This is a genomic window from Afipia sp. GW822-FHT04G07, from assembly GCF_058800765.1.
In genome coordinates this window covers 3979974-4005091 of record NZ_JBXAMP010000001.1, presented here as the reverse complement: position 1 = coordinate 4005091, position 25118 = coordinate 3979974, and the positions used below count along the sequence as shown (strand labels likewise).

General features: G+C 63.0%; 22 protein-coding genes. 14 read left to right on the top strand and 8 right to left on the bottom strand.

All coding sequences use genetic code 11. The features are described from left to right. The first annotated feature begins 60 nt into the window (after positions 1 to 60). The 5 genes from AC1RKJ_RS19495 (at position 61) to AC1RKJ_RS19475 (ending at position 3518) form a co-directional block, all read left to right on the top strand. Positions 61 to 564 carry an SspB family protein gene (locus tag AC1RKJ_RS19495; protein ID WP_492792805.1) on the top strand — a complete coding sequence of 168 codons (504 nt, stop codon included), beginning with the start codon at positions 61 to 63 and terminating at the stop codon, positions 562 to 564. A 193-nt stretch (positions 565 to 757) separates the two neighbouring features. Further along, positions 758 to 2161 (top strand): class II fumarate hydratase, encoded by a 1404-nt coding sequence (gene fumC / locus AC1RKJ_RS19490; protein ID WP_492792558.1) that lies wholly within the window; start codon positions 758 to 760, stop codon positions 2159 to 2161. Between the two features lie 268 nt (positions 2162 to 2429). After that, positions 2430 to 2636 (top strand): DUF4169 family protein, encoded by a 207-nt coding sequence (locus AC1RKJ_RS19485; protein ID WP_492792556.1) that lies wholly within the window; start codon positions 2430 to 2432, stop codon positions 2634 to 2636. After that, positions 2633 to 2905, top strand: a complete 273-nt coding sequence (locus AC1RKJ_RS19480; protein ID WP_492792555.1) for a ribbon-helix-helix domain-containing protein — start codon at positions 2633 to 2635, stop codon at positions 2903 to 2905. Before AC1RKJ_RS19485 ends, AC1RKJ_RS19480 begins: the two co-directional genes overlap by 4 nt. A 274-nt stretch (positions 2906 to 3179) precedes the next feature. Continuing rightward, positions 3180 to 3518 (top strand): ribbon-helix-helix domain-containing protein, encoded by a 339-nt coding sequence (locus AC1RKJ_RS19475; RefSeq protein ID WP_492792554.1) that lies wholly within the window; start codon positions 3180 to 3182, stop codon positions 3516 to 3518. Position 3519: 1 nt separating this feature from the next. On the opposite strand, the gene AC1RKJ_RS19470 is transcribed toward AC1RKJ_RS19475, so the two are convergent. Continuing rightward, the gene (locus AC1RKJ_RS19470) at positions 3520 to 7164 is read right to left on the bottom strand and encodes an AsmA family protein (protein ID WP_492792553.1); all 3645 of its coding nucleotides are present in this window, start codon (positions 7162 to 7164) and stop codon (positions 3520 to 3522) included. Positions 7165 to 7344: 180 nt separating this feature from the next. Here AC1RKJ_RS19470 and AC1RKJ_RS19465 point away from each other — a divergent pair, with 180 nt between their 5' ends. Beyond that, entirely contained in the window at positions 7345 to 8196 is an 852-nt protein-coding gene (locus AC1RKJ_RS19465) for a class I SAM-dependent methyltransferase (protein WP_492792552.1), read from the top strand. 6 nt (positions 8197 to 8202) lie between these two features. Here AC1RKJ_RS19465 and AC1RKJ_RS19460 read toward each other — a convergent pair whose 3' ends face one another. Both AC1RKJ_RS19460 and AC1RKJ_RS19455 read right to left on the bottom strand, forming a co-directional pair. Then, positions 8203 to 9009, bottom strand: a complete 807-nt coding sequence (locus tag AC1RKJ_RS19460) for a 2-keto-4-pentenoate hydratase (RefSeq protein WP_492792551.1) — start codon at positions 9007 to 9009, stop codon at positions 8203 to 8205. 14 nt (positions 9010 to 9023) lie between these two features. Then, a complete protein-coding gene (locus AC1RKJ_RS19455; RefSeq protein WP_492792550.1) occupies positions 9024 to 10436 on the bottom strand; it encodes an FAD-binding oxidoreductase in 1413 nt (470 codons plus the stop codon). Between the two features lie 95 nt (positions 10437 to 10531). On the opposite strand from AC1RKJ_RS19455, the gene AC1RKJ_RS19450 reads away from it, so the two are divergent. Next, positions 10532 to 11050 carry a thioesterase family protein gene (locus AC1RKJ_RS19450; protein WP_492792549.1) on the top strand — a complete coding sequence of 173 codons (519 nt, stop codon included), beginning with the start codon at positions 10532 to 10534 and terminating at the stop codon, positions 11048 to 11050. Positions 11051 to 11064: 14 nt separating this feature from the next. Here AC1RKJ_RS19450 and AC1RKJ_RS19445 read toward each other — a convergent pair whose 3' ends face one another. Beyond that, positions 11065 to 11238 carry a DUF1328 domain-containing protein gene (locus tag AC1RKJ_RS19445; protein WP_046829548.1) on the bottom strand — a complete coding sequence of 58 codons (174 nt, stop codon included), beginning with the start codon at positions 11236 to 11238 and terminating at the stop codon, positions 11065 to 11067. 269 nt (positions 11239 to 11507) lie between these two features. Here AC1RKJ_RS19445 and AC1RKJ_RS19440 point away from each other — a divergent pair, with 269 nt between their 5' ends. The 3 genes from AC1RKJ_RS19440 to AC1RKJ_RS19430 all read left to right on the top strand — a co-directional run bounded on the left by AC1RKJ_RS19440 (position 11508) and on the right by AC1RKJ_RS19430 (position 15779). Next, on the top strand, positions 11508 to 13973 hold the full coding sequence (locus AC1RKJ_RS19440; protein WP_492792548.1) for an ATP-dependent helicase: 2466 nt from the start codon (positions 11508 to 11510) through the stop codon (positions 13971 to 13973). 124 nt (positions 13974 to 14097) lie between these two features. Continuing rightward, positions 14098 to 15021, top strand: a complete 924-nt coding sequence (locus tag AC1RKJ_RS19435) for an ABC transporter ATP-binding protein (RefSeq protein WP_492792547.1) — start codon at positions 14098 to 14100, stop codon at positions 15019 to 15021. Then, positions 15018 to 15779: an ABC transporter permease gene (locus AC1RKJ_RS19430; RefSeq protein ID WP_492792545.1), complete on the top strand. Its 762-nt coding sequence runs from the start codon at positions 15018 to 15020 to the stop codon at positions 15777 to 15779. Before AC1RKJ_RS19435 ends, AC1RKJ_RS19430 begins: the two co-directional genes overlap by 4 nt. 36 nt (positions 15780 to 15815) lie before the next feature. Here AC1RKJ_RS19430 and AC1RKJ_RS19425 read toward each other — a convergent pair whose 3' ends face one another. Next, complete coding sequence (locus tag AC1RKJ_RS19425; protein WP_492792544.1) at positions 15816 to 16118, bottom strand: hypothetical protein; 303 nt, start codon at positions 16116 to 16118, stop codon at positions 15816 to 15818. Positions 16119 to 16337: 219 nt separating this feature from the next. Continuing rightward, positions 16338 to 16646, bottom strand: a complete 309-nt coding sequence (locus AC1RKJ_RS19420; protein WP_492792543.1) for a hypothetical protein — start codon at positions 16644 to 16646, stop codon at positions 16338 to 16340. Between the two features lie 216 nt (positions 16647 to 16862). On the opposite strand from AC1RKJ_RS19420, the gene AC1RKJ_RS19415 reads away from it, so the two are divergent. Further along, a complete protein-coding gene (locus tag AC1RKJ_RS19415; protein WP_492792542.1) occupies positions 16863 to 17642 on the top strand; it encodes a L,D-transpeptidase in 780 nt (259 codons plus the stop codon). Between the two features lie 26 nt (positions 17643 to 17668). Here the strand turns inward: AC1RKJ_RS19415 and AC1RKJ_RS19410 are convergent, their stop codons facing one another. Then, positions 17669 to 19939, bottom strand: a complete 2271-nt coding sequence (locus tag AC1RKJ_RS19410; RefSeq protein ID WP_492792541.1) for a spermidine synthase — start codon at positions 19937 to 19939, stop codon at positions 17669 to 17671. Between the two features lie 130 nt (positions 19940 to 20069). Here AC1RKJ_RS19410 and AC1RKJ_RS19405 point away from each other — a divergent pair, with 130 nt between their 5' ends. Together AC1RKJ_RS19405 and AC1RKJ_RS19400 are read left to right on the top strand one after the other, a co-directional pair. After that, positions 20070 to 21671 carry a phytoene desaturase family protein gene (locus tag AC1RKJ_RS19405; RefSeq protein ID WP_492792539.1) on the top strand — a complete coding sequence of 534 codons (1602 nt, stop codon included), beginning with the start codon at positions 20070 to 20072 and terminating at the stop codon, positions 21669 to 21671. Positions 21672 to 21831: 160 nt separating this feature from the next. After that, positions 21832 to 22776, top strand: a complete 945-nt coding sequence (locus AC1RKJ_RS19400) for a 50S ribosomal protein L11 methyltransferase (RefSeq protein WP_492792538.1) — start codon at positions 21832 to 21834, stop codon at positions 22774 to 22776. 25 nt (positions 22777 to 22801) lie between these two features. Here the strand turns inward: AC1RKJ_RS19400 and AC1RKJ_RS19395 are convergent, their stop codons facing one another. After that, positions 22802 to 23203, bottom strand: a complete 402-nt coding sequence (locus AC1RKJ_RS19395; protein ID WP_492792537.1) for a hypothetical protein — start codon at positions 23201 to 23203, stop codon at positions 22802 to 22804. Positions 23204 to 23225: 22 nt separating this feature from the next. Between AC1RKJ_RS19395 and AC1RKJ_RS19390 the strand changes: the two genes are divergently transcribed. After that, entirely contained in the window at positions 23226 to 25064 is a 1839-nt protein-coding gene (locus AC1RKJ_RS19390; RefSeq protein ID WP_492792536.1) for an aminopeptidase P family protein, read from the top strand. The last annotated feature ends 54 nt before the right edge of the window (positions 25065 to 25118 follow it).

The following is a 25118-nucleotide window of genomic DNA, read 5'->3' as shown; positions in this document are numbered from 1 at the left end:
ACGTTCGCGTTCGGCACTCTGCAGACTTCGACCAGCCACCTTTTTCTACAGGACCGTATGATGGCGACCGATCACATTCGTTACGACGTCCTTGCACGCGACGCACTGCGCAGCGTGTTGAAGCAGGTGCTTGCGGATGCCGCCGAGAACGGCTTGCCGGGCGAACATCATTTCTACATCACGTTCCTGTCCAAGGCCGAAGGGGTGAAGATTTCCCCGCGTCTGCTGTCGCAGTACCCGCAGGAGATGACCGTCATTCTCCAGCACCAGTTCTGGGATCTGGTCGTGACCGACGACCGCTTCGAGGTTGGCCTCTCCTTCAACGGAATTCCGGAGCGCCTCGTCATTCCCTTCAGTTCGATCAAGAGCTTCTTCGATCCGTCGGTGCAGTTCGGCCTGCAATTCGAGCCCGTCGATGACCCAGCCGCCGAGGCCGCGCCCGTGGTGGTCGAGTCGCTACCGGTTGCGGCTGCCGCTGAAACACCCACGTACGCTAGCGACGAGCCCGTCAAACAGGGCGAAGGCGCCGAGGTTGTGCGCCTCGATCGTTTCCGGAAGAAATAATCAGGCGCGGACATCGTTCGCGAGCCGTACCGCACGTTGTCTTCCTTCCTTCCCTTCCTCCTCTGCTTCATAATGTCTTGAAGCTTTCTAATGTCAGGCGCGCGTTTCTCGCGATGTGCGGACGCGCAGCGGTTGCGCATGTCGCGCGTGAAGTCCTAAACTTCGCTGTCCCCGTACAACACCGGAAACCGTCATGGCCGTACCGAAAAAAACAACGCGCACCGAAACCGACACGTTCGGGCCGATCGAAGTGCCGGCGGATCGCTACTGGGGCGCGCAAACCGAACGCTCGAAGCACAATTTCAAGATCGGCAATGAACGAATGCCGATGCCGATCGTTCGCGCGCTCGCTATCGTCAAGCTCGCCTCCGCGCAGACCAATCTCCAACTCGGCCTGCTCGACCAGCGCCGTGCGCGCGCCATCGTCCGCGCTGCCCGCGAAGTCATCGACGGCAAGCTCGACGACAACTTTCCGCTGGTGGTCTGGCAGACCGGCTCGGGCACCCAATCCAACATGAACCTCAACGAGGTGATCGCCAACCGCGCCAGCGAGTTGCTCGGCGGCGAGCCCGGCACCAAGAAGCCGGTGCATCCGAACGATCACGTCAACATGAGCCAGTCCTCCAACGATTCCTTTCCGACCGCGATGCATATCGCGGCGATAGAGCGCATCACCCACGACCTCGTACCCGCGCTGACCGTACTGCTGAAAGCATTGCGCCAGAAAGAAAAGGCGTTCGCGAAAATCGTCAAGATCGGCCGCACCCACACGCAGGATGCGACGCCACTGACGCTCGGTCAGGAATTTTCCGGCTACGCGGCGCAGGTGGAAAGCGGCATCTCGCGAATACGCGAGGCGGCAAAAACTCTCTATCTGCTGGCGCAGGGCGGCACGGCGGTGGGCACCGGCCTCAACGCAAAGCCGCGATTCGCCAAGCTGTTCGCCAGGCAGGTTGCTACTCTCACCAAGCTGCCGTTCACCAGCGCGCCGAACAAGTTCGAGGCGCTAGCTTCGAATGACGCCTATGTGTTCGTGCACGGCGCGATCAACGCGATAGCCACCGGCCTGTTCAAGATCGCCAACGACATCCGGCTGCTCGGTTCAGGTCCGCGCTCGGGTCTGGGCGAATTGATCCTGCCGGAAAACGAGCCGGGTTCGTCGATCATGCCGGGCAAGGTCAATCCGACCCAGTGCGAAGCCATGACGATGGTGTGCTGCCAGATATTCGGCAACCACACCACGATCACCGTCGCAGGCAGCCAGGGTCACTTCGAACTGAACGTCTACAAGCCGGTGCTGGCGCACTGCATGTTGCAATCCATCCAGTTGATGGCCGATGTGGCGCGTTCGTTCACCGAACATTGTGTGGTCGGCATTCGCGCAGACGAGAAGCGCATCGACGATTTGATGCAGCGGTCGCTGATGCTGGTGACGGCGCTGGCGCCGAAGATCGGCTACGACAGCGCAGCCAAGGTCGCGAAGACTGCTCACGCCCGTGGCACGACGCTGAAGGAAGAGGCTGTGCGTCTCGGCTTTGTATCGGCAGCCGAATTCGATCGGCTCGTGAAGCCAGCCAGAATGACCCATCCCGGATAAAGGATAGCGCGGCTTCGCAACATTAACTTGTCGTAACCAATGCGGACATGTCGTCGCACCGCCTAAAGTCCTAGCTTGTTCGGCTACCCTACGCGACGCATCGCGTGCTAATTTTGAATCTCCTGCATCGCAATCGCACGCAGGGGACGAACGATAGCAACGGGCCCGCTCGAACGCTGGCTCCAATGAGACCCGAACAGGACACAACGAAACCGGCACTCACTTCAGCCGTTCATTCGTTACAACTGTCCTGGATGATGGAGGCGTCATGGGCGATCTGGTCAATCTGAGGCAAGTCAAAAAGCGCATCGCGCGTGACGGCGCGGCGAAGCAATCCGAAACCAATCGCGCACGCTTCGGCCGCACCAAGGTCGAGCGCCAGCGCGACGAGCTTCACGCGCAGCGCGCCGGCAACGTGCTGGATCAGCACCGCCTCGACGACGAGACTTCAAACGACGACAGGACTTCGGCATGAAGTCGCCTGTCGTCAAACGATCGATCGTCGTCGCCGGCCACAAAACCAGCGTCAGTCTCGAAGAAGCCTTCTGGAACGGCATGAAGGAAATCGCCTCGGCGAGAACCCTGACGCTGTCAGAACTCGTCGGAGAAATCGACGGCGGTCGGCAGCAGGGAAATCTCTCCTCGGCGATCCGGCTGTTCGTGCTGGATTATTTCCGGTCACGCGCGATGCCTTCAACGGGGAACGGCGCCAGCCGGATGCCCGCCGAAAACCCGCATCCGTAGTTTCACGCATCGGACACCTACGATTCTGATTCCGTCGTAGGTTTTCACACGAATACCGCCGGTACCCGGTTTCAGTTACTATGTACCCGTATCTCGAAACTCATACCGTTTCGGGAGCGGCTGTGAGGGCGCCGCGCATCTTTTGCGCCAGCGATATGTATTCTGATCCGCGCAGCCTGCCGATCCGAGTTCGTACCAACGTGCATGAGCCTCCCTCTCGACGAGACATCCTCTCGCCGCGCGCGGTCGCTTGGCCGAAATGGAGGATACTTCGATGCAGGACGACACAATCACGGCGGACATGGGCGACCTGGACCTCCACTCGGCACGGCGGGTCAAGGAATTCGCAGTGGTCAAGCGGTCCGTCGTGGTCGGTGGGCACAAGACCAGCGTTAGCCTGGAAGATGCCTTCTGGACCAGCCTGAAAGACATAGCGACACGACGCGGCCTAGCGCTCTCGACTCAGATCGACGTCATCGATCGCACCCGCAAGACCAGCAACCTGTCCTCCGCGATCAGGCTATTCGTGCTGGATCATTTCCGCGCGCGCGCCGTCACCACGATGTTCATAGGCGAGCGGGTTCAGTCACCGGGGATCGTCCCCGCCGCGTAAATCAAAACGTCCGGGACGCCGGCGGGGGTGCCGCCGAACGCGGTCTCGGCGTCTGCAAGACTCCCGGTGCGGGCTTGATGTTGATCGGCGGCGGCAGCGGCTGCACCTGCACATTGCCAGTCGACGGTTCGGGCGGCGCACTCGGCCGAGCCGGCGGCGCAACCGGGGCCCGCGGCTGCACGGTTTTCGCGCCGGAGTTCTTCCGCCGGGGATCGCGGATTGGAATTTTCACCTCCGACGGTGCAAGGGGCTCGGCCGTGGGCAGCGTTTCATCCCACAGGTTTTCGAATTCTGCTTCAGGCGTGACACCGCGCTCAAGCTGATCGAGCCTGCGCGTTTCACGATCGATCGCGCGCATCCCGAGCCACGACGACAACGCTGCGACGTCGACCGCGCGCGCCAAGCCATCCGGCGACCCGTTCAGATCGACACGAATTTCAGGACGCCCGCTGATCGGCTTTGTATTGATCGGCGACATGATCGCGCGAAGGTCCGCCTGATCGGCGAGCAGATCGTAACCGCCGGCGATGGCGACACGAGCCCGCGCAGACTGAAACGTCGCCGCCTCGACCCGCAGCCGGCCATCCTTGATGGTGAACGGAATCTGCGCCGATGGAACGCTCAGTGCGCCAGCGGCCAGTACCGGCTCGACGATTTCTTTCAGCTTGAGATCGTCGATCGCCTGCCCGCCATCGCTGGCGCGAAGTGCGACTTCGAAGGCGCGCGTATCGAGCCCCGTGATCTGCGCATCCGTCAGCGTCAGCGTCCCGCCGCCTGACAATGCGCCGGTCAATCCCGCAGCGCTGCGGCCCTGTCCCGCGAGTGTCATCTGCAGCGCTGCCTTGCCGCTCGGCATCGCGAGGTTGCGATAGCGCAACGACGCGCCGTCGACGCCCGACAATTGCAGACGCGCGTTAAACGACGCGCCTTGATTTGGTCCCTGCGCGGTCTGCCGCGCATCGAAGTCGAGCATCGCCTCGCCGCCGCCGATACCGGCTTTGACATTTTCCAGCACCAGCGATTGCCCGTCGCCCTTGATCGCGCCGCTGACGGGCCGCATCTCGCCGCCACCCGGCAGCGTCCCGCTCAATACCTGAAACGCCAGACGCCCACGCCAGCCGCGCAGCCAGCCTTTGTTGAGCGGAGACGATGCATCGTGACCCGCCGCGCCGAACGCCAGCCCGGTCACTGCGGCAATATCGAGCGTATCGAGTCCGATTTCACCATCGACGCCGATCTCGTCGCCGCGCGTCAGCGTCAACCGTCCGCGCACGCGCGATCCGCCCACGGTGGCGTCGAGACCGTCAAAGGTGAAGGCGTTACCCGACATACCGAGTTTCGACGACAGCGCGATTCCGAGCGATGGCACGCTTCCCGGCTTCAGATCGAACAGTACGGCCAGATCCGCACGGCGCACCGCCATTGTCAGCGCCGCCGTGGGTTGATCCTCCCAGGGGTTACCGGCGCCTTGAATGTCGCCATCGATGCCCGCCCCCGTCAGTTTCGCTTTCAGTTGCAGCGGCGAGCCCCAAACACCCATGACCGACGACTCGAACTGCGCAGGACCGTCCTGCGCCGAAACGACACGATCAAGACCGAGCGATGACAACATCGACGCGGTCTGGTCCGCGGCGAACTTCGTCTCAAGATTAAACTCGCTGCCGCGCAGCACCGCGAGGTCAAACCCGCGCGCAAGATCAATGCTCGGAGACGCGGTCAGCGTCATCGCACCCTTGATCCGCGGCGAGTCGATGTCGATAACGGCGCGCGCATCGGTGCGGCCGGAGCGATCCTTCGCCTTGCCGAGATCGGCGGAGAGTTGCACGCGCGCCGCGCCGCCGCCTTGCGACGCCGTGTTCAGCCGCTCAGCGACAGCGGGTGCGAACGGCGCGATGAAGCTGCCGATCCTTGCAAGCGATGGCGCGGTTGCGGTCAACGCGAGCTTGCCGCTGCCCTCAATGCGATCGAACGAGCCCTCGCCGTCGATAGCAAGACCACCACTGGCATCACCGATCCGAATTCGGTCGAGCGCGATGGTTTTCGGGCCGTAGCTGAAATTCATTCCGGCGGGCCGGAGTTCCTGCCCCGCGATGACGGCGCTTGCGGCGTCGAGCGAGATTTGCGCCTCGTCCGGCCACGCCGACTGCGGTCCGGCCAGCATCGCAACAAGCGACGAGGCGGACTCAAAATCAAGGCTCGCGGCTTTCAACGCGGCTTCAAACCGCGTCTTGCCGTCGGCGACTGTCAGAAGCGCGAGACGCCCGTCCATAGCGCCGCCGTTGATGTCGGCTTTCATACTTTCAAGCACGATACGATCCGCCGCCACCGTCGCATCGCCGCTCAGGCGCAGCGGCTTCTGGTTGCGGTACGTCACGTCGCCGCGCCCTTGCAGCCACGCCGCGAGCGCGTCCGGATCGGCCGATTCGATATTGACCGGACCCGTGAAACGAGCGGACGGCTGCGCAATCCCGCCGCTGGCCGAGATTCGCGTTGCGCCCGGCGCGCGCATCTCGAACTTGCCGATGGTCCATGCCTTGTCGTCGCCACGCAATTCGACAGCGATGTTCTGAAGCGGACGGCCGCCAAGCGCGATCTGGTCGGCGCTGAGTTCGATCTGCGCTAGAAGCGGCAGCGACGGCAGCGAGGTCACGAGCGTGCGCAGCGCCGGCAACAGCCGCAGCGGTTCGGCGTTGGCCGAGCTTCTAGCCAGCAAACGGTCCGCATCGAGTTGCCGCGCCGACAAGGCGAGATGCAACAACGGCGACGCGCCGAACCTGATATCGCCGCTGCCAATGAGGCGCAGCGCATTGTCCTCCGGACCGAATCCGGCTTCGACCTGCTCGAACGTTGCGGACGACGGAGTGGCCTTCACCCGCGATGTCAGCCTCCACGGCTGGCCGGGGTCTGCGGTCTTGACGTCTGCCGGCCGCGCCAACGTCAGCCCGCCGTCGAATTTCGGCACGGCGTTATCGAACGTCAGAACGCCATCGAGATCGGTCAGCAGCGGCCGCTCGCCCGGGTCGGTCATGAATCGCACACGCGTGCCTTTGCCGTCGGCGCTCTGGCCCGACGAGAGACGGAACGGCGTTCGCGCACTGAGCAGCGTGAACGATCCCTCCCCCCGCGCGCTGCCCGCGGCCCCGCGTATGTCCCCGCTGAAGTTGAGGTCGTCGATCCGCAGCGTCGCTCCGCTCGACGCATCGTGGAACGCGACACGTCCCGCGATGTTCATCCGGTTGATGGCGAGCGATCCGAGATTGAAGCGGCCCGTCGTCGCCGGCCATTCAAAACGACCCTGACGGTCGAGACCGAGATCGAGCACGAAACCATCCAGCGACAACTCGCTCGCGCGCCATTCGCCCCGCATCAGCGAGCCAAGTTCGAATTCGACGTCCAGTTTTTCCGCCCGGACCCTGGCGGGATCTTTCTCGCTGCCGACGGCGACCGATCGCAGCCGCAACGTGGGCGTCGGCAGCAAAAGCGCGTCGAGTTTGCCGTTGACGCGCACCGGCATCCCGAGGACACGGGAGGCTTCCGCCTCGAACTGCGGGCGAAACTGGTTCCAGTCGATAAAATACGGCCCGACCAGCGCCGCGATCAGCGCCAGAATAAATGCAATGGCCAGTCCAAGCAGCGTTGTCTGCAAGGTTTTACCTCAGCGAGGGATCGGCCGATCTTGCGCCGGTCGTCATAGGACATGACGGGGCTCAGCCGCGACCGTCAAGTGCCACGCACAGCGCAAATATTGAACCAACCGGCTGCTTCGAATACTAAGTTTAACAGGCTCCCTTCACAACCCTGCAAACCGGCAGACGCGATGTCCGAAATGACCTCACGACCACCCGACAGAACAGGCGCGTCGCCTGACGCCATCAAGTCGCATTACGACATGGGCAACGATTTTTTCCGGCTCGTGCTCGATCCAGAGATGATTTACTCATGCGCGCTGTTCGCGGACGACGACGATCTCGTCACAGCCCAGCGCCGCAAGCTCGATCATCATATCGACGCTGCTTCGGCGGCGAATAAAGCGCGGGTTCTCGACATCGGATGCGGCTGGGGCGCGATGCTGCGGCGGCTGGTCGATCACGCGGGCGCCGGACATGCGGTCGGGCTCACGCTCAGTCCATCGCAGGCAAGCTGGATTCGTGAAACCCGCAATCCGAAAATCGAAGTCATCGAGCAGGACTGGCGCGATCACAAGCCGGACCGCCGCTACGACGCCATCATCTCGGTCGGCGCGTTCGAGCATTTCGTGCAAAAGGGCCTCGACCCCAAGATCAAGCTCGACGCCTATCGCAAGTTCTTCGCCTGGTGCGACAGCGTGCTCGTCACCGGCGGCAGGCTGTCGCTGCAAACCATCGCCTATTCCGAACGGCACAAGGTCCTGCCGCTGCTGGAAAAGACCTTCCCTGAAAGCGACCTCCCGCTGGAATGGGAGCCGATCGCCGCTGCCGAAGGCACCTTCAGCCTGATCGCGGCGCGCAACGATGCGGATCACTATTACCGGACACTGCGGATGTGGGAGCAGAACCTGCTCACGCATTACCAGGAAGCGGTCGCGCTGGTCGGCGACGAACGCGCCGACGAATTCCGGCGTTATCTCCGGCTATCGGCGACGGGCTTCCGGATGGGCATGGTCAGCCTGATGCGCATGAGCTTCGTGAAGAAGCACTGATCGCGGTCAGGTGAATGTAACGTCGATCTGGCCGAGCGGAATTCCTGATACCGTCGTCGTCCAGCGTTCGCCGGGCTTGATCGGCATCGCGCGGGTCAGTGTGCCCGTGGTAACGATCTCTCCCGCTGCGAGCCCCGGATTCACATCGTCCTGCGCCAGCACGCCGACAAAGTGGCGCAACGCCGACAGCGGCCCGCCGAGAACGTTGCGCGCATGGCCGCGATCCACGACATCGCCGTTGCACGCGAGTTCGACGTCGAAATTCGCAAGCTGCTTCAGCCATTGTCCGGCATTGCCCGACACCGGATGCCGCTCACCGATCAGCATCGCGCCGTGCAGACCGAACGCCGCCACCGTATCGGCTGCGGCGAATTTCCAGTCGGGATAAATCGATTGTACGATCTCGTACCCGAGTGCCACCCATCCGACGCAGGACAGCAGCGCGCGCTCGTCCATCGCCGCATCAGGCGCGACGTCGAGACCGAAAACGATTTCCGGCTCAATTCGCGGATCGGTCAGATCGGCCAGCGACGCTTTCGCATTCGTCTCGCCCAGATTGTGGACCGTGCGATCGTACATATAGCCCCAAATCGGGCCGTTGACGTTGTATTGCGCCCAGATCGTGCTGTTGGTGAAGCCGATCTTGCGGCCCAGCACATTTTCGCCGCGCGCCTCGCGCATCTGACGGACGACCGGCGTCACCATATAGGCCTCGTCCAGACCGAACGCCGGATCGCGCGACGAAAACGGCGCAATCTGCCGGCCCTGACCGAGAACCGACAGGGCCTCCGCAGCGATGCTCTGCGCGTCCATGCTGCTCGACCTTGTCACGCGGGGAGAATTTTTCCGGGGTTCAGAATGTTGTGCGGATCAAGCGCCATTTTTAGAGCGCGCATCGCCTGCACTGCTTCCGGCCCGAGTTCTGTCTCCAGATACTGCTGCTTGCCCTGCCCGATACCGTGCTCACCGGTGCAAGTACCACCCATGGCCTGCGCACGCTCCACCAGACGGTGCAGGAAACCATCCGCGCGCTGCATCTCGTCGGGATCGTTGACATCAACTAGCATCGAGCAATGGAAATTACCGTCGCCCACATGGCCCACGATCGGAGACAAGAGCCCGACCGTTTCCAGATCCTTCTCGGTCGCGACCACGCATTCCGCCAGCCGCGAGATCGGCACGCAGACATCCGTCGCTACCGCCTGCGCGCCGGGGCGAAGTCCGCGCACCGCCCAATAGGCGTCATGCCGCGCCTGCCACAGCCGGGTGCGGTCTTCCTGCCGCGTGGTCCATTCGAATGCGCCGCCGCCACATTCCCTGGCGATCTCGGCAAACATCTGCGACTGCTCGGCGACGTCCGCTTCGGTGCCGTGGAATTCCAGCAGCAGCAGCGGCGTCTCCGGCAGAGACAGCTTTGAATAAGCGTTGCAGGCCTTCACCTGCGCGGCGTTCAGCAGTTCGATGCGCGCCAGCGGTATTCCGGTTTGAATGGCGAGAATGGTCGCATTGCAGGCACCCTGCACGGTCACGAACGAACACGACGCCGCCGCGATGCTTTGGGGAATGCCGCGCAGCTTGATGGTCAACTCGGAAATGATGCCGAGCGTGCCTTCCGCGCCGACGAACAGATGCGTGAGATCGTAACCCGCCGAGGATTTCTTCGCGCGCGTACCGGTCGTAATGATCTCGCCATCGGCGCGCACCACCTTCAGCGCCAGCACGTTGTCGCGCATGGTGCCGTAACGGACGGCGTTGGTGCCTGACGCGCGGGTCGATGCCATGCCGCCGATGGAGGCGTCCGCGCCGGGATCGATCGGAAAAAACAAACCCTGATCGCGCAGATGCTCGTTGAGCGCCTTGCGCGTCACGCCGGGCTCGATCACGCAATCGAGATCGTCGGCGTGGACGTCGATGATGCGATTCATCTCGCGCAGATCGATGCAAATGCCGCCCGCCGGCGCGTTGACCTGCCCTTCCAGCGAGGTGCCCGTGCCGAACGCGATCACTGGCACGCGCCGCTCGGCGCAAATCCGCACCACGTCCTGAATGTCCGCCGTGTTCTGAGCCAGCACGACGGCGTCCGGCGGCTGCGGCGGCAGCCATGTGGTGGTATGGGCGTGCTGATCGCGCACCGCCTGCGAGGTGATGAGATTGTTGCCGAACCGCGCGGCAAGCGCTTCAATCGCGCTCGAAACCGCCGATGGCGCGGGACGTGTCAGGGCTGCGTTGGAAAAGGCCACGGTTGCTCATCTCTAGGGAAGCTGTTGTGGCGCTGACCGTGGCAAAGGATGTATAGCGGGTCAAGAGAGAGTGCCGACTCGAACCGGGAATAGAGATGACATCGAGTACGCTTCCGAAAAACAATGCGCCGCAACAAATCGCGGCACCGTTCCTCACCACCGTGATGCAGATCGAACCGCAATGGATCGATTACAACGGCCACCTGAACATGGCCTACTACAACGTGCTGTTCGACCGCGGCATCGACCAGATGTGGCTCGAACTCGGCATCGGCCCCGACTACATGAAAGAGCGCAATGGATCGACGTTTACGGCGGAATGCCACGTGCGTTATCTGCGCGAAGTCCATCTCGGCGATCCGGTGCAAGTGTCGGTTTACCTCGTCGCGGCGGACGAAAAACGGATTCACACCTTCGAGGAATTGCGCCACGCGACCGAGGGATGGATTTCAGCGACCTCGGAAAACATGACGCTGCACGTCGATATGACGACACGGAAGACAGCGCCGTTTCCGCCCGACATCGCAACGCGTATACGTGAGGTGGTAGCGGCGCATGGCGCCGTCGGGCAGCCGGACGGCATAGGCCGACGCATCGCAATGCCGGTCAAATAACGCCAAAGCCGCCTTTACGGACCAGTACCGCGCCGCGCCAGACCGACAACGGCGGAAATCAGGAACAGGATCAGCGCGACGAAAAACACGATCTTGGCGATTTCGATCGACGCACCCGCGATGCCGCCGAAGCCCAACAGGCCCGCGACCAGCGCGATAATCAAGAATGTGACGACCCAACTCATCATGACACGCTCCTGCGTTCGTTTCGGGGGAGCGGCGTGCGCTCCATCTGTAAAAACAATCCGGTGCAGGATCGAAAGTTCCATCCCCGCAAAGGGGCCCCAACCCTGAAGAATCAGCCTCCAAACGGAAGAAATCCGCTCAATCCCGGCAAATAACGCCCCACAGACGGCGCTGTCGGAACGACGCCGGAATGCCTATATGTTCCGTAATCCTGATATGAAGTCTCCCCTTCCCGGTGTCGCGATGTCATCGTGGCCTAAAGACGAATCGCATGACCGAGCCAAACAAGCTGCCGCCGCAAGATATTTCCCGCGACGTGCCGAACCACCAGCCTGCCGCTGGCGGCATCGCCGCGCGGGCGCGCGCGTCGGCGGCCCCGCAATATCTCTCGGCGCTCAATCCCGAGCAGCGTGATGCGGTGGAAACGCTGGACGGCCCGGTGCTGGTTCTGGCCGGCGCGGGCACCGGCAAGACGCGTGTGTTGACCTCGCGCATCGCGCATATTCTGTCGATGGGCCGCGCGCGGCCCCACGAAATTCTCTCCGTCACCTTCACCAACAAGGCGGCGCGCGAGATGAAGCACCGTCTCGGCCAGATGCTCGGCCAGGCGGTCGAGGGCATGCCGTGGCTCGGCACGTTTCACTCCATCGGCGGACGCATCCTGCGCTATCACGCAGAACTGGTGCAGTTGAAATCCAACTTCACCGTGCTCGATGTCGATGACCAGGTCCGGCTCCTCAAGCAGTTGCTGCAGGCCGAAGGGATCGACGACAAGCGCTGGCCCGCTCGGATGCTGGCCGGACTGATCGACGGCTGGAAAAATCGCGGGCTGACCCCGTCGCAGGTGCCTGCCGGCGAAGCCGCCGTGTTCGGCAATGGCAAGGGCGGCAAGCTTTACGCGACCTATCAGGAGCGGCTGAAAATTCTCAACGCCGCCGATTTTGGCGATCTCCTGCTGGAGAACATCCGGCTGTTCCGCGAACATCCCGACGTGCTGCGGCAATATCAAAACCGCTTCAAATACATTCTGGTCGACGAATATCAGGACACCAACGTCGCGCAGTACCTCTGGCTGCGCTTGTTGGCGCAGGCGCCGTCGTCTCCGGTGGCACTTCCCGCATCCGGCGACAGCGCACCGGCTCCCCTTGCCGCACCAAAGAACATCTGTTGCGTCGGCGACGACGACCAGTCGATCTACGGCTGGCGCGGCGCGGAGGTCGACAACATCCTGCGCTTCGACCACGACTTCCCGGGCGCGAAGGTGATCCGGCTCGAGCGCAATTATCGCTCGACGGGACATATCCTCGCCGCAGCCTCGCACCTGATCGCGCACAACGAAGGCCGCCTTGGCAAGACACTGCGCACCGAGGACATCGACGGCGAAAAAGTCACCGTCACCGGCTCGTGGGATTCCGAGGAAGAAGCCCGCGCCATCGGCGAGGAAATCGAGCAGTTGCAGCGCGCGGGCAGCAAGCTCAACGAGATCGCCATTCTCGTACGCGCCTCGTTCCAGATGCGCGAGTTTGAAGACCGCTTTGTCACCCTCGGGCTGAATTACCGCGTGATCGGCGGTCCAAGATTTTATGAGCGCGCGGAAATCCGCGACGCGCTGGCCTATCTGCGGGTGATCAATTCGCCCGCCGACGACCTCGCCTTCGAGCGCATCGTCAACACGCCGAAACGCGGACTTGGTGACGCCACCGTGCAGATGCTGCACGATATCGGGCGCAAGCGCCGCATTCCGCTCACCGAAGCGGCGCGCGCCGTGATCGAGACCGACGAGTTGAAGCCGAAGGCGCGCGGCAGCCTCCGTAACGTGATGATGAATTTCGACCGCTGGCGCGCGCAGCGCGACATCGTTCCGCACACGCAGTTGGCTGAAATCGTGCTGGATGAATCCGGCTACACCGAAATGTGGCAGAAGGACCGCTCCGCCGACGCCGCCGGACGTCTGGAGAACCTGAAAGAACTCGTGCGCTCGATGGAGGAGTTCGAGAACCTGCAAGGTTTCCTCGAACATATCTCGCTGGTGATGGACCGCGAAGGCAACGCCGATGACGACGCGGTGTCGCTGATGACGCTGCATTCCGCCAAGGGACTGGAATTCAACAACGTGTTCCTGCCCGGCTGGGAGGAAGGCCTGTTTCCGAGCCAACGCACGCTCGACGAACAGGGCCGCGCGGGCCTGGAGGAAGAACGCCGCCTTGCCCATGTCGGTATTACGCGCGCGCGCAAACGCGCCAAACTTTACTTCGCTACCAACCGGCGCATTCACGGCTCATGGACGACGACGATTCCGTCGCGTTTTCTCGATGAATTGCCCGCGGACAATGTGGAGATCACCGAGAGCAAGGGCGGCTCGGGATGGGGCGGCGCGGGCGGTTATGGCGCATCGCGCTTCGACAACGTGGAATCCTTCGGCTCGACCTATACAACGCCGGGCTGGCAGCGCGCGCAGGCGAATCGTGCACGCAACGGCGGCAAGGGCTTCGACGAGACCGGCGCGCGTTACGATTCCGGTTCGCGCGGCGGCTTCAGCCGCAAGCCAACCGTGATCGAAGGCGAGTTGATCGCGAAATCCACCGGCGCGAATTCGGAGTTCTCGCCCGGCGACCGGGTATTCCACCAGAAATTCGGCTATGGCCGCGTCGCCAAGGTCGACGGCAACAAGCTCACCATCGCGTTCGAAAAGGCCGGTGAAAAGAAGGTGGTCGACAGCTTCGTGACGCGGGCGTAACGCGCGGATCCGGGATGCCACGAAAGAATTTTTGATGCGCGCCGCGCCGTCCGAATAGGCGTTATGCATTGCGCGGGGGCGCCGGGACGCCTATGTCATGCTCCCGCCTCCGCAGATCGCACCCATGTCCCCTATCATCTCCGTCTCCAACGTCTCGAAGACCTATGCGTCCGGCTTCACCGCGCTGAAGAATATCAACCTTGATATTCGCCGCGGCGAGATCTTCGCTCTGCTCGGACCAAACGGCGCAGGCAAGACCACGCTCATCAGCGTGATCTGCGGCCTCGCGGTGCAGACCGCAGGCACGGTGACGGTGGACGGCCACGACATCGTCAAGGATTATCGCGCCGCGCGCTCGCTGATCGGGCTGGTGCCGCAGGAACTGCATACCGACGCGTGGGAGTCGCCGTGGTCGACCGCCTCGTTCAGCCGCGGCCTGTTCGGCAAGCCGAAAAACCCTGCGCATATCGAAAAGGTGCTGAAAGATCTGTCGCTGTGGGACAAGCGCAAGAGCCAGATCATCACGCTGTCGGGCGGCATGAAGCGCCGCGTCATGATCGCCAAGGCGCTGGCGCACGAGCCGCAAATCCTGTTTCTCGACGAACCCACTGCGGGCGTTGACGTCGAACTGCGCAAGGCGATGTGGGAGGTGGTGCGCGGACTGCGCGACGCCGGCGTCACGATCATCCTCACGACGCATTACATCGAGGAAGCCGAGGAGATGGCCGACCGCGTCGGCGTCATCAACAAAGGCGAGATCGTACTGGTCGAAGAAAAGGCCAAGCTGATGCAGAAGCTCGGCAAGAAGCAGCTCAAGCTGCACCTGCAGGAGAAACTCACCGTCATTCCGCCGTCCCTCGCCGCACATCATCTCGACCTCTCAGCGGACGGCGAGGAACTGGTCTACACCTACGACACCAAGGGTGAGCGCACCGGCATCACATCGCTGCTGAACGACCTCGGCGTGGCCGGAATCAAGTTCAACGATCTCAACACCACACAAAGCTCGCTGGAAGAAATCTTCGTCAGCCTGGTGCATCAATCATGAATTTTCACGCCGTCGCTGCAATCTACAAGTTCGAGATGGCGCGGACCTTCCGCACGCTGCTGCAGAGCGTCGTTTCGCCGGTGATCTCGACATCGCTGTATTTCGTGGTGTTCGGCGCGGCGATCGGCTCGCGCATCACCGAGATCGACGGCATCAGCTACGGCACCTTCATCGTGCCGGGCCTCATCATGCTGTCACTGCTGACGCAGAGCATCGCCAATGCCTCGTTCGGCATCTACTTCCCGAAGTTCGCCGGCACGATCTACGAATTGTTGTCGGCGCCGGTGTCCTCCTTTGAAGCTGTGCTGGGTTATGTCGGCGCGGCGGCGACCAAGTCGATCATCCTCGGCCTCATCATTCTCGCCACTGCGGGGTTGTTCGTGCCGCTGAAGATCGCGCACCCAGTCATGATGCTGACGTTCCTCGTGCTTACGGCGGTGACGTTTAGCTTGTTCGGCTTCATCATCGGCATCTGGGCCGACGGCTTCGAGAAGTTACAGGTGATCCCGCTGCTGGTGATCACGCCGCTGACGTTCCTCGGCGGCAGCTTCTATTCGATCCACATGCTGCCGCCAGTCTGGCAGACCGTGACGCTGTTCAACCCGGTGGTGTATCTGGTCAGCGGCTTCCGCTGGAGCTTCTTCGAGATCGCCGATGTCAGCGTCGGCCTGAGCCTCGGCATGACGCTTGGGTTTCTCGCGCTGTGCATGATCGCCGTGTGGTGGATTTTCCGCACGGGCTATCGGCTCAAGACCTGAGCCCTACAGCCCAAGCTCAATAAACCGGCTGCTTATCTACCGGCCGCGAGGCGCATCATTCGGCGGTGGCGGCACGTCTGCCGGCTGCACGGCGCGCGAAGCACCATCCCCGATGGCTCCCAGCGTACCGGCAACAGCGCCCACACCCGCGCCGACCGCGCCGCCGACCAGACCGCCGACGGGACCTGCCGCAGTCTTGCCCTGGTAAGTGCCCTGGGCTGCGCCGCTGACGGCCCCGTTGATCGGTCCCTGCTGCGCCTGCGACATTGCCGGAAGTGCCAGAAAAGCCAACGCCGTGGCCGCCCGCGCGAAACCTGAAATCGAAGTCTGGATTTTCATTTCAGAAAACCTCCCTGCCCGGCCGAATCCCGGCCCAGTTCAAGCAAATCACGAGACAGGAGGTTGCGTCAGGCGGGACGGAAACGCAATGCGCGGTGGTTTGACGCAATGACCGGCATTGCCTCAATTTGCGGGAGGCCCCGCCCGGCAACGCCCACGAAAAAGCGGCGCACCTGTTGCAGAAGCGCCGCCGGAATTCCAGTGTTCTGCCGCTCTCGATCAGCGGTGACGCCTGTGGTGGCGATAATGGCGATGCTTATAGCTGCGGCGATTGTCGATGCCGAGCACGCCATTCACGCCGCCGACCACACCACCGACACCCGCGCCTACCGCGCCTCCGACGACGCCGCCGACCGGACCCGCGGCGCGGTTGCCCCTGTAAACGCCTTCGTTCGCGCCGCCTTCCATGCCGCGAAAGACGCCCTGGGCGTGCGCCGCGACCGGCAAAGCCAGCAGCGCCAGCGCGGCCGCCACAAACGTGAAGCGCCGATGCGCCGATGTGATCATGAACAAGGCTTCAGTCTTCATCTTTAAATCTCCGTGGAGAGCCGAACTTTGACCCACGTTGCAAACGCGCTGGAACCTGGAAAGTTGCGTCAACTTTGGCGAAAACACGCCTTAAAGACGCGCCGTTCACGAAACCGTTTGGCTGCGGCCGTCAACCTTAAGACCATGACACTGTTAAAAAAGCCATGTTCCATGCTTTATTGCAGTGAAAGGGCTGGGCGAGACGAGGCAACAGTTATGCGTACGATTTTGATTTCGGTGACCGGCTTGATGCTGCTTGCAGGCAGCGCACAGGCTGCGGTTTCCATCCTCGTCGACAAGAACACGCAGCAGATGACCGTCTCCGTTGACGGCGTGCCGCGCTATACTTGGCCGGTGTCCAGCGGCAATCCCTCGCACGAAACGCCGAACGGCAGCTTCAAGACCTTCCGCATGGAAGAGGATCATTACTCGAAGGAATTCGATGATGCGCCGATGCCGAACGCGATCTTCTTCACCAAGCAGGGCCACGCCATTCACGGCACGGATTCGGTCAACCGGCTCGGCAGCCCGGCCTCACACGGTTGCGTGCGGCTGTCGCGCGCCAATGCGTTGAAACTCTGGGATCTCGTCAAGACCGAGGGCCTGCTCAACACCACCGTGACGCTGACGGGTTCGTCGCAGGTGGCGCTCGCGCGAAATCCCAAGGCGCGCACCAACGTCGCGACGACGCGCGGCACCGACGCCTATGGCCAGCCGGTTCAAATCGCACCGCGCGGCGTGGCGCAGGATACGTTCAGCGAAGACCTCAACGCCGCCACGCGTGCGCGTCAGGTGTCGCCCGATCGCATGTACCGCGATCCGTCGTTCCCGCAGGATCAGGCTTACTACGGACCGAGCGATCCCGGCCCGATGCAGCGACGCATCTATCAGTCGCAGGGCGGATATCAGGGTTACGCCCAGGGTTATGAGCAGGATGCCCGCTATCAGCGGCGCGCTCCCGCGCCTCGCGGCGGATATTACTATTACGCGGAGTAATGCGAATTGAGTGAGCGTAACACCGCCTACTCGTCCGGCGTCCTGAGCCGCCGCCACACTGCGCCGAGCACGTTGGAATAATCATCGGTCCAGACCCGCTGGCCTTCGGTGGCCTCCGTCAGAACCCACTTTTCGTCCGATGCGATCTTGCCGACATCGGCTTCCTCGCGCGCCGAGATCACCACCGCCGTGGTGAAGATGTATTCGGCATCGCGGCCAGAATCCTCGTTGTAAACCCAACTCTTCAAATCGTTTTCCTCGGCGATGCCGACGACAACGCTGGCGAGTTCGAGATGGCGGTTGGAGACATGCATCACCACGGCGCCCTGCGGGGCGAGCTTGGCCTTGTAGATCGCCATCGCCTCTTCCGTCGCGAGGTGGATCGGAATCGCATCGGATGAATAGGCGTCGACGATGATCAGGTCGTAGGTGCCGTCCTTCTCCTTGGCGAAGGTCAGCCGCGCATCGCCCATCACGGGCTTCATGTCGGGCTCGCACGAATTGACGAAGGTGAAATATCGCGGATCACGCGCGGTATCGACCATGGTCTGGTCGATCTCGAAGAACGTCCAGTCTTCGCCAGGGGCGGATTGACAGGCGAGCGTGCCGGCGCCGAGACCGATCACCGCCACGCGAATGTTGCCGCCCTTACGCTCGCGGATCGCTGCGATCGCCCGGCCCATGCCACCGTCCTTGTGATAATAGCTGATCGGCTCCGGACGGCCCGTGATCGGCGTTCCATCATTCTCCTGGAATTTCTGCGCGCCGTGAATCGTCGTGCCGTGCATCAGAACGTGATACTGGCTGTTCATCACGACCTTGTGGACGCCGAAGAAGCTGCGCACCGTTTCCACGCGGCCGTCGTCCGACGGATAGACACGGACCAGAACCAGTCCCAGCGCCACCAGCGTGGCGATCTGCCAGCGGCCAATCTTCCACAGTACCGCCAGCACCATCATGACGACGGCGACAATCGTGACCATCCAGACCCGATTAAGTTCGAGGAACGCTTCGGTCTCCCCGGACTTGAAAGAAAGTCCTATCAGCACTACCGCAGCCACGATTGCGACCAGCCAAAGCGCGATGCCGCCGCGAACGGTTGAGGTTTCCTGCGGACGGCACAGCGCGGCCAGCGCCAGCAGGATCGGATATTCGGCAATCCATGAAAACGTGTACGGCGCGATCAGGCCCGCGAACAATCCGCCGACCATGCCGCCGAACGACAGCGCGACATAGAAGCCGGTGAGATAGCTCGCCGCGGGCCGCGTGCGGGCCAGTTCGCCGTGGCACGCCATGGCAATGATGAAGAAACAGACCAGATGACCGCCGAGGGTCAGCAGCAGATTCTGTTCGCCGCCGATCACCAGCAGAATCATGACGCCCGCGATGGCGAGCGGTTGCAGCAGCAGCATGAAACGATGCGGCAGCAGCGGCCGCGACTGGAACACCAGCACCCATGTCAGAAGATAGAGCGACAGCGGCAGCACCCACAGCAAGGGCGCCGCGGCGACATCGGTCGAGATATGCGCGGTCACTGCAATCAGCAGGCCCGACGGCACGGCTGCGAGAAACACCCAGCGCAGCCGCGTGCTCCACGCGGGAGCCGGCGCATCGCCGTCGCTGGCGCGGGTCGCTTCCACGGTCATCGGCGGCGAGCGCATCAGCAGCACGCCGCACGCCGCGATCAGCACGATCAGCAATCCGTACCCGCCGGTCCAGATCAGGTTCTGGCTCCGCAGCGTGAACATCGGCTCCAGCAGCACGGGATACGACAGCAGGGCGAGAAAGCTGCCGATGTTCGACGACGCATACAGAAAATAAGGATCGGGACCCTGTGGATGGCCGGTGCGGACGAACCACGCCTGGAGCATCGGGTTGTTGGCGGCGAGCGCGAAGAACGGCAGGCCGATCGAGACCGTGAACAGCCCCAGCAGCCAGAACGCATAACCGCTCGCCGGCGGCTCGCCCCACCCGCTTGCGATCGACAGCGGCAAGGTCAGCAGCGCCACCGCCAGTACCACGAGATGGATCACGACCGGAGCCACGCGGCTCTTCAGCGTCATGAGATAATGCGCGTAGGCGTATCCGCCGAGCAGCAGCGACTGGAAGAACACCATCGCCACCGACCACACCGCAGGCGATCCGCCCAGCCGCGGCAGCACCATTTTCGTGAACAGCGGTTGCACCGAAAACAGCAGCAGGGCGCTGGTGAAAATCGCTGCGGTGTAGACCACCAGAACGAGCGTATTCCTCGCGCCGGTGGACTGGCTCGCGGATTCGGACGGCACAGACGTCATGAAGGCTCCGGACATTCCCGGCAAATCACCGGAGTGCGGCGGAGTGGATCATAGCCTCGGACTTCGGGCAATAACATGCACGTGATAGAAAACCCTCGCGCCTCGCGTGCCCTGCGATTATGACTGCCGCATGTCGGACTATGATGCACTCATCATTGGCGCGGGCCATAACGGCCTGACCTGCGCGGCCTATCTTGCGATGAAGGGCCTGCGCGTGAAAGTCGTTGACCGCCGCAAGACGGTCGGCGGCGCTGCGGTGACGGAAGAGTTTCATCCCGGCTTCCGCAATTCCGTCGCCGCCTACACGGTGAGCTTGCTCAACCCGAAAGTGATCGCAGATCTGCAACTGCACCGCCACGGGCTGCGGATTGTCGGCCGCCGCGCGCAGAATTTCCTGCCCGCGCCGAACGGCAGCTATCTTCTCACCGGCGAAGGCCGCACGCATCAGTCCGTCGCCAGACTCAGCGAACGCGATGCGGTCCGGATCGGCGATTTCAACCGTGAACTGGAAACCATCGCCGACGTGCTGCGGGCCTTCGTGCTGCGAGCGCCGCCGGACGTGGTCGAGGGCTTCGGCGTTCACGCCGTGCGGGAAGCATTCAACGCGCTAGGCACCGCCAACATCCTGCGCGGGCTGTCGCTGGAGAACCAGCGCATCCTGCTGGACCTGTTCACCCGCTCGGCCGGCGACATGCTCGAAGACCGCTTCGAGAGCGATCTGGTCAGGGCGCTGTACGGTTTCGACGCCATCGTCGGCAACTATGCCAGCCCCTACGCGGCCGGTTCCGCCTATGTGATGCTCCACCATGCCTTTGGCGAGGTGAACGGCCAGAAGGGGCTGTGGGGCCACGCCATCGGTGGCATGGGCGCGATCACGCAGGCTATGGCGGCGTCCGCCCGCGCCCACGGCGCGGAGATCGAGACCGATGCAGGCGTGCGCGAGGTGATCGTCGAGGGCGACCGAGCCGTCGGTGTCATCCTCGACAACGGCGCGACGGTGCGCGCGAAATACGTCGCCTCGAGCGTCAACCCGAAATTGCTCTATACGAGATTGATCCCGGCCGGCGCGCTACCGAAGCCATTCCTCGATCGCATCACGAACTGGCGCAACGGCTCCGGCACCTTCCGGATGAACGTCGCGCTGTCGGCGTTGCCCTCGTTCACGGCCCTGCCGGGCGGCGGCGACCATCTCACGGCGGGCATCATTCTCGCCCCGAATCTCGGCTACATGGACCGCGCCTGGCTCGACGCCCGTCAGCACGGCTGGAGCCGCGAACCCGTCATCGAGGTCCTGATCCCCTCGACTCTGGACGACTCGCTGGCGCCTCCAGGCCAGCACGTCGCCAGCCTGTTCTGCCAGCATGTCGCCCCGGAACTGCCGGACGGCCGGTCATGGGATGACCATCGCGACGAGGTCGCCGACCTGATGATCGCGACGGTCGACCGTTACGCACCGGGATTCGCCGCCAGTGTGGTCGGGCGGCAGGTGCTGTCGCCGCTTGATCTGGAGCGCCAGTTCGGGCTGCTCGGCGGCGACATTTTCCACGGCGCGCTGTCGCTCAACCAGCTGTTTTCGGCCCGGCCGATGCTCGGCCACGCCGGCTATCGCGGGCCGCTCAAGGGGCTCTACCACTGCGGGTCAGGAGCGCATCCCGGCGGCGGCGTAACCGGCGCGCCGGGGCACAATGCGGCGCAGATTATCCTCCGGGATCACCACGGAATTTTCACTTGAAGCGTTGTAAACGCCTGTTGAAATCCTGTGGATAACCCTGTGAATAACTTGTGGATTTTGGTCCCGTTGAAGCTTCACCGAGGTGTGGAAAACTATGGTTAACAGGCTGTGAAGAAGCCCGGTATGTTCCACTCGTAACCTGTGGACAGGCTGTGGGGAAATGGGCGATGCAGTCAGTGATTTCAGCCTCTTTTCAACCGCTCCGGACCCAGCCGTGAATTCACCATCCCCGCCCGCGACGCAGGCCACCTTCGCCATCGGCGATGAACATCTCGCCAGTCGCATTGTGGATATCATCACCGAGAGCTACCCGAGCCATGACCTGGCGATTGCCGCATTCGAGGGCCCGGGCGGCCGCTGGGACATCACCATGCATTTCGCGGAACCGCCGAACCGCGACATCATCCACGCGCTGGTGACGGACACCGCGGGCGAGGCCGCGGCCAAATCCATCGTCTTCAGCACCGTCGAGACCAAGGACTGGGTCAAGGCCAGCCTCGCCGACCTCGTGCCCGTCAACGCCGGCCGGTACATGGTCCACGGCAGCCATGACCGCGACCGCATCCCCGCGAACAAGGTCGGCATCGAGATCGAGGCAGCACTGGCGTTCGGCACCGGCCACCACGGCACAACGCGCGGCTGCCTCCTGCTGCTCGATCAGGTCCTGAACCGGCGCATCCCGAAGCGAGTGCTCGACCTCGGCACCGGCACCGGGGTCCTTGCCATTGCCGCCGCCCGGACACTGCGCCGGCGCGTGCTGGCCAGCGACATCGATCCGCAATCGGTGCTGGTAGCGCGCGAAAACGCCAGGTTCAACGGCGCGGGAAATCTGGTGGAGACGATCTGCGCCACGGGGTTTTCAGCGCCGCAGTTCGCGGCCCGGGGTCCGTTCGGGCTGGTGCTGGCGAACATCCTCGCCAACCCGCTGCGGCGGCTGGCGCCGCAACTGGCGGCGCACCTCGCCCCGAACGCGTTTGTCATTTTGTCGGGATTGCTGCCGCATCAGGCGAACAGCGTGATCGTGGCCTATCGCGGAGCGGGACTGAAACTGATCAAGCGAATCCAGATCGAAGGCTGGACCAGCCTCCTGATGCAGCGACGCTGATATCCCGAAAGTGGAAGGTAAATTCTTACTCGCCCCTTGTCCGGCGCGGCGTGAGATCGGCTTCGGTAAAGCCACCCTCGAATCTCGCCCGGCGCGCTTCGCGCTGCAGCCGGTTTTCCGTCAGGCGGTCGAGCATCTGGACGATGACGCCGCGCGTTTCCCTGATCGCGGTTGTCGGGACTGCCCCCGGAACCTGCGATGAAATCTTCTCAAACATAAAAGCTGGCATGTCCAAATCCCCTCTTCGTTGAGTTGAAAAACACACCCCTCGGAATCTCCTCCGGCAGAAACCGACAACAACTGCCGACGCAGAATCGTTCCCTGTCCCTTTTTTCTCCCGGCAGCCTTCGTTGGTTGCCGGGTTGGTTATATGTAAAGCATAAGCCATGCCACCATGGGCCCGCTGGCAGCCAATTGCCGCCGCCATCCCGGACTCCTAAGGTTGACCGATGTTCGAAGCCCAATTCCAGACATTCGAAGAGCCGGAAGGCGGCGTTGCGCTGACCGCGCGGCTGTCCGCATTTCGCGAGGAACTGCTGCGGCGGCAACTCACCGGATTCGTGATTCCCCGCGCCGACAGCCAGCAAAACGAATACGTGCCGCCCTCCGACGAACGGCTGGCGTGGCTTACCGGGTTCACCGGGTCGGCCGGACTGGCCATCGTTCTCAATGGGCAGGCGGCAGTGTTCGTGGACGGGCGCTACACCATCCAGGCGGCCAAACAGGTCGATACGGCCGCATGGGCTATCCAGCCGCTGGCGGACCCACCGCCGGAAACATGGCTGGCGGCGCAGCTTTCACCGGGCGACCGCCTCGGATTTGATCCCTGGCTGCACACTTCGGCGGCAGCGGAGCGCCTTGCCAAAGCCTGCGAGAAGGCCGGCGCGGAGCTGGTGGCCGTGGACAGCAATCCGGTCGATTCGATCTGGACCGACCGCCCGACCCCACCGCTCGGGCCGGTGAAAATCCACCCGGCGCAGTTTGCCGGAGAGGCCGAAAACGACAAGCTCGCGCGCATCCGCAAGGAGATCGCGAAGCTCAAGCTCGACGCGCTGGTGCTGTCGGATTCGCACGCAGTGGCATGGACCTTCAACATCCGCGGCGCGGATGTCGCGCACACGCCGCTGCCGCTGTCCTATGCGCTGGTGCCGAAAGAAGGCCGCGCCACCATTTTCATCGATCACCGCAAGCTCTCCAACAGTGTGCGCGATCACCTGGAAAAGAACGCGGACGTCCGGGAGCCCGATGCACTGACGCCCCGCCTTGCCGAACTGGCCCAGCAAAAGAGCGCGATCGGCCTCGACGCCGCGACCTCCGCCGACGCACTGAGCAGGCTGATCGCCGCCGAGGGCGGCAAGGCTGCGCGCGTGACCGACCCCGTCGCGCTGTTGAAGGCCGTGAAGAATGCCTCCGAAATCGCTGGCACCCGAGCCGCGCACAAGCGCGACGGCGCGGCGCTGACGCGGTTTCTGGCGTGGATCGACCGCGAGGCGCCGTCCGGCAAACTGACTGAAATCGATGCCGTGGAGGTATTGGAAACATTCCGCCGCGACACCGGCGCGCTGAAGGATGTGTCCTTCCCCACCATTTCCGGCACCGGCCCGAACGGCGCCATCGTGCATTATCGCGTGACGCGGAAATCCAACCGCCGCATCGCGCCCGGCGATCTCCTGCTGATCGATTCCGGTGCGCAGTATGAAGACGGAACCACCGACGTGACGCGCACGATTGCGATCGGCGAGCCGACGGACGAAATGCGCGACCGTTTCACGCGGGTGCTGCGCGGACACATCGCGATTTCGCGAGCGGTGTTTCCCGACGGCATCAGCGGCGCGCAGATCGACGCCTTCGCGCGGCAATTCCTCTGGCACGCCGGCATCGACTTCGATCACGGCACCGGCCACGGCGTCGGCAGCTATCTGTCGGTGCACGAAGGCCCGGCGCGGATTTCCAAGCTCGGCACCACGCCGTTGAAGCGCGGCATGATCCTGTCCAACGAGCCGGGCTACTACAAAACAGATGCCTTCGGCATCCGCATCGAAAATCTCGAACTGGTGGTCGAGAAGATCATCGAGGGCGCGGAAAAGCCGATGAACGGCTTCGAGACGCTGACCCTTGCCCCGATCGACCGGCGGTTGATCGACGCCGCACGCATCAGCAAGCAGGAACTGCGCTGGCTCAACGCCTATCACGCACGGGTGCGCGAGGAGATCCGACCGCTGGTGGAGGATGAAGCGACGAAGGTCTGGCTCGATGCGGCGACGGAGCCCATGACTCACGAAAGATGACTCACGAAAGATGAATCCGAAGGCAGCGATCTGAATACAACAAAAAGAATCCGG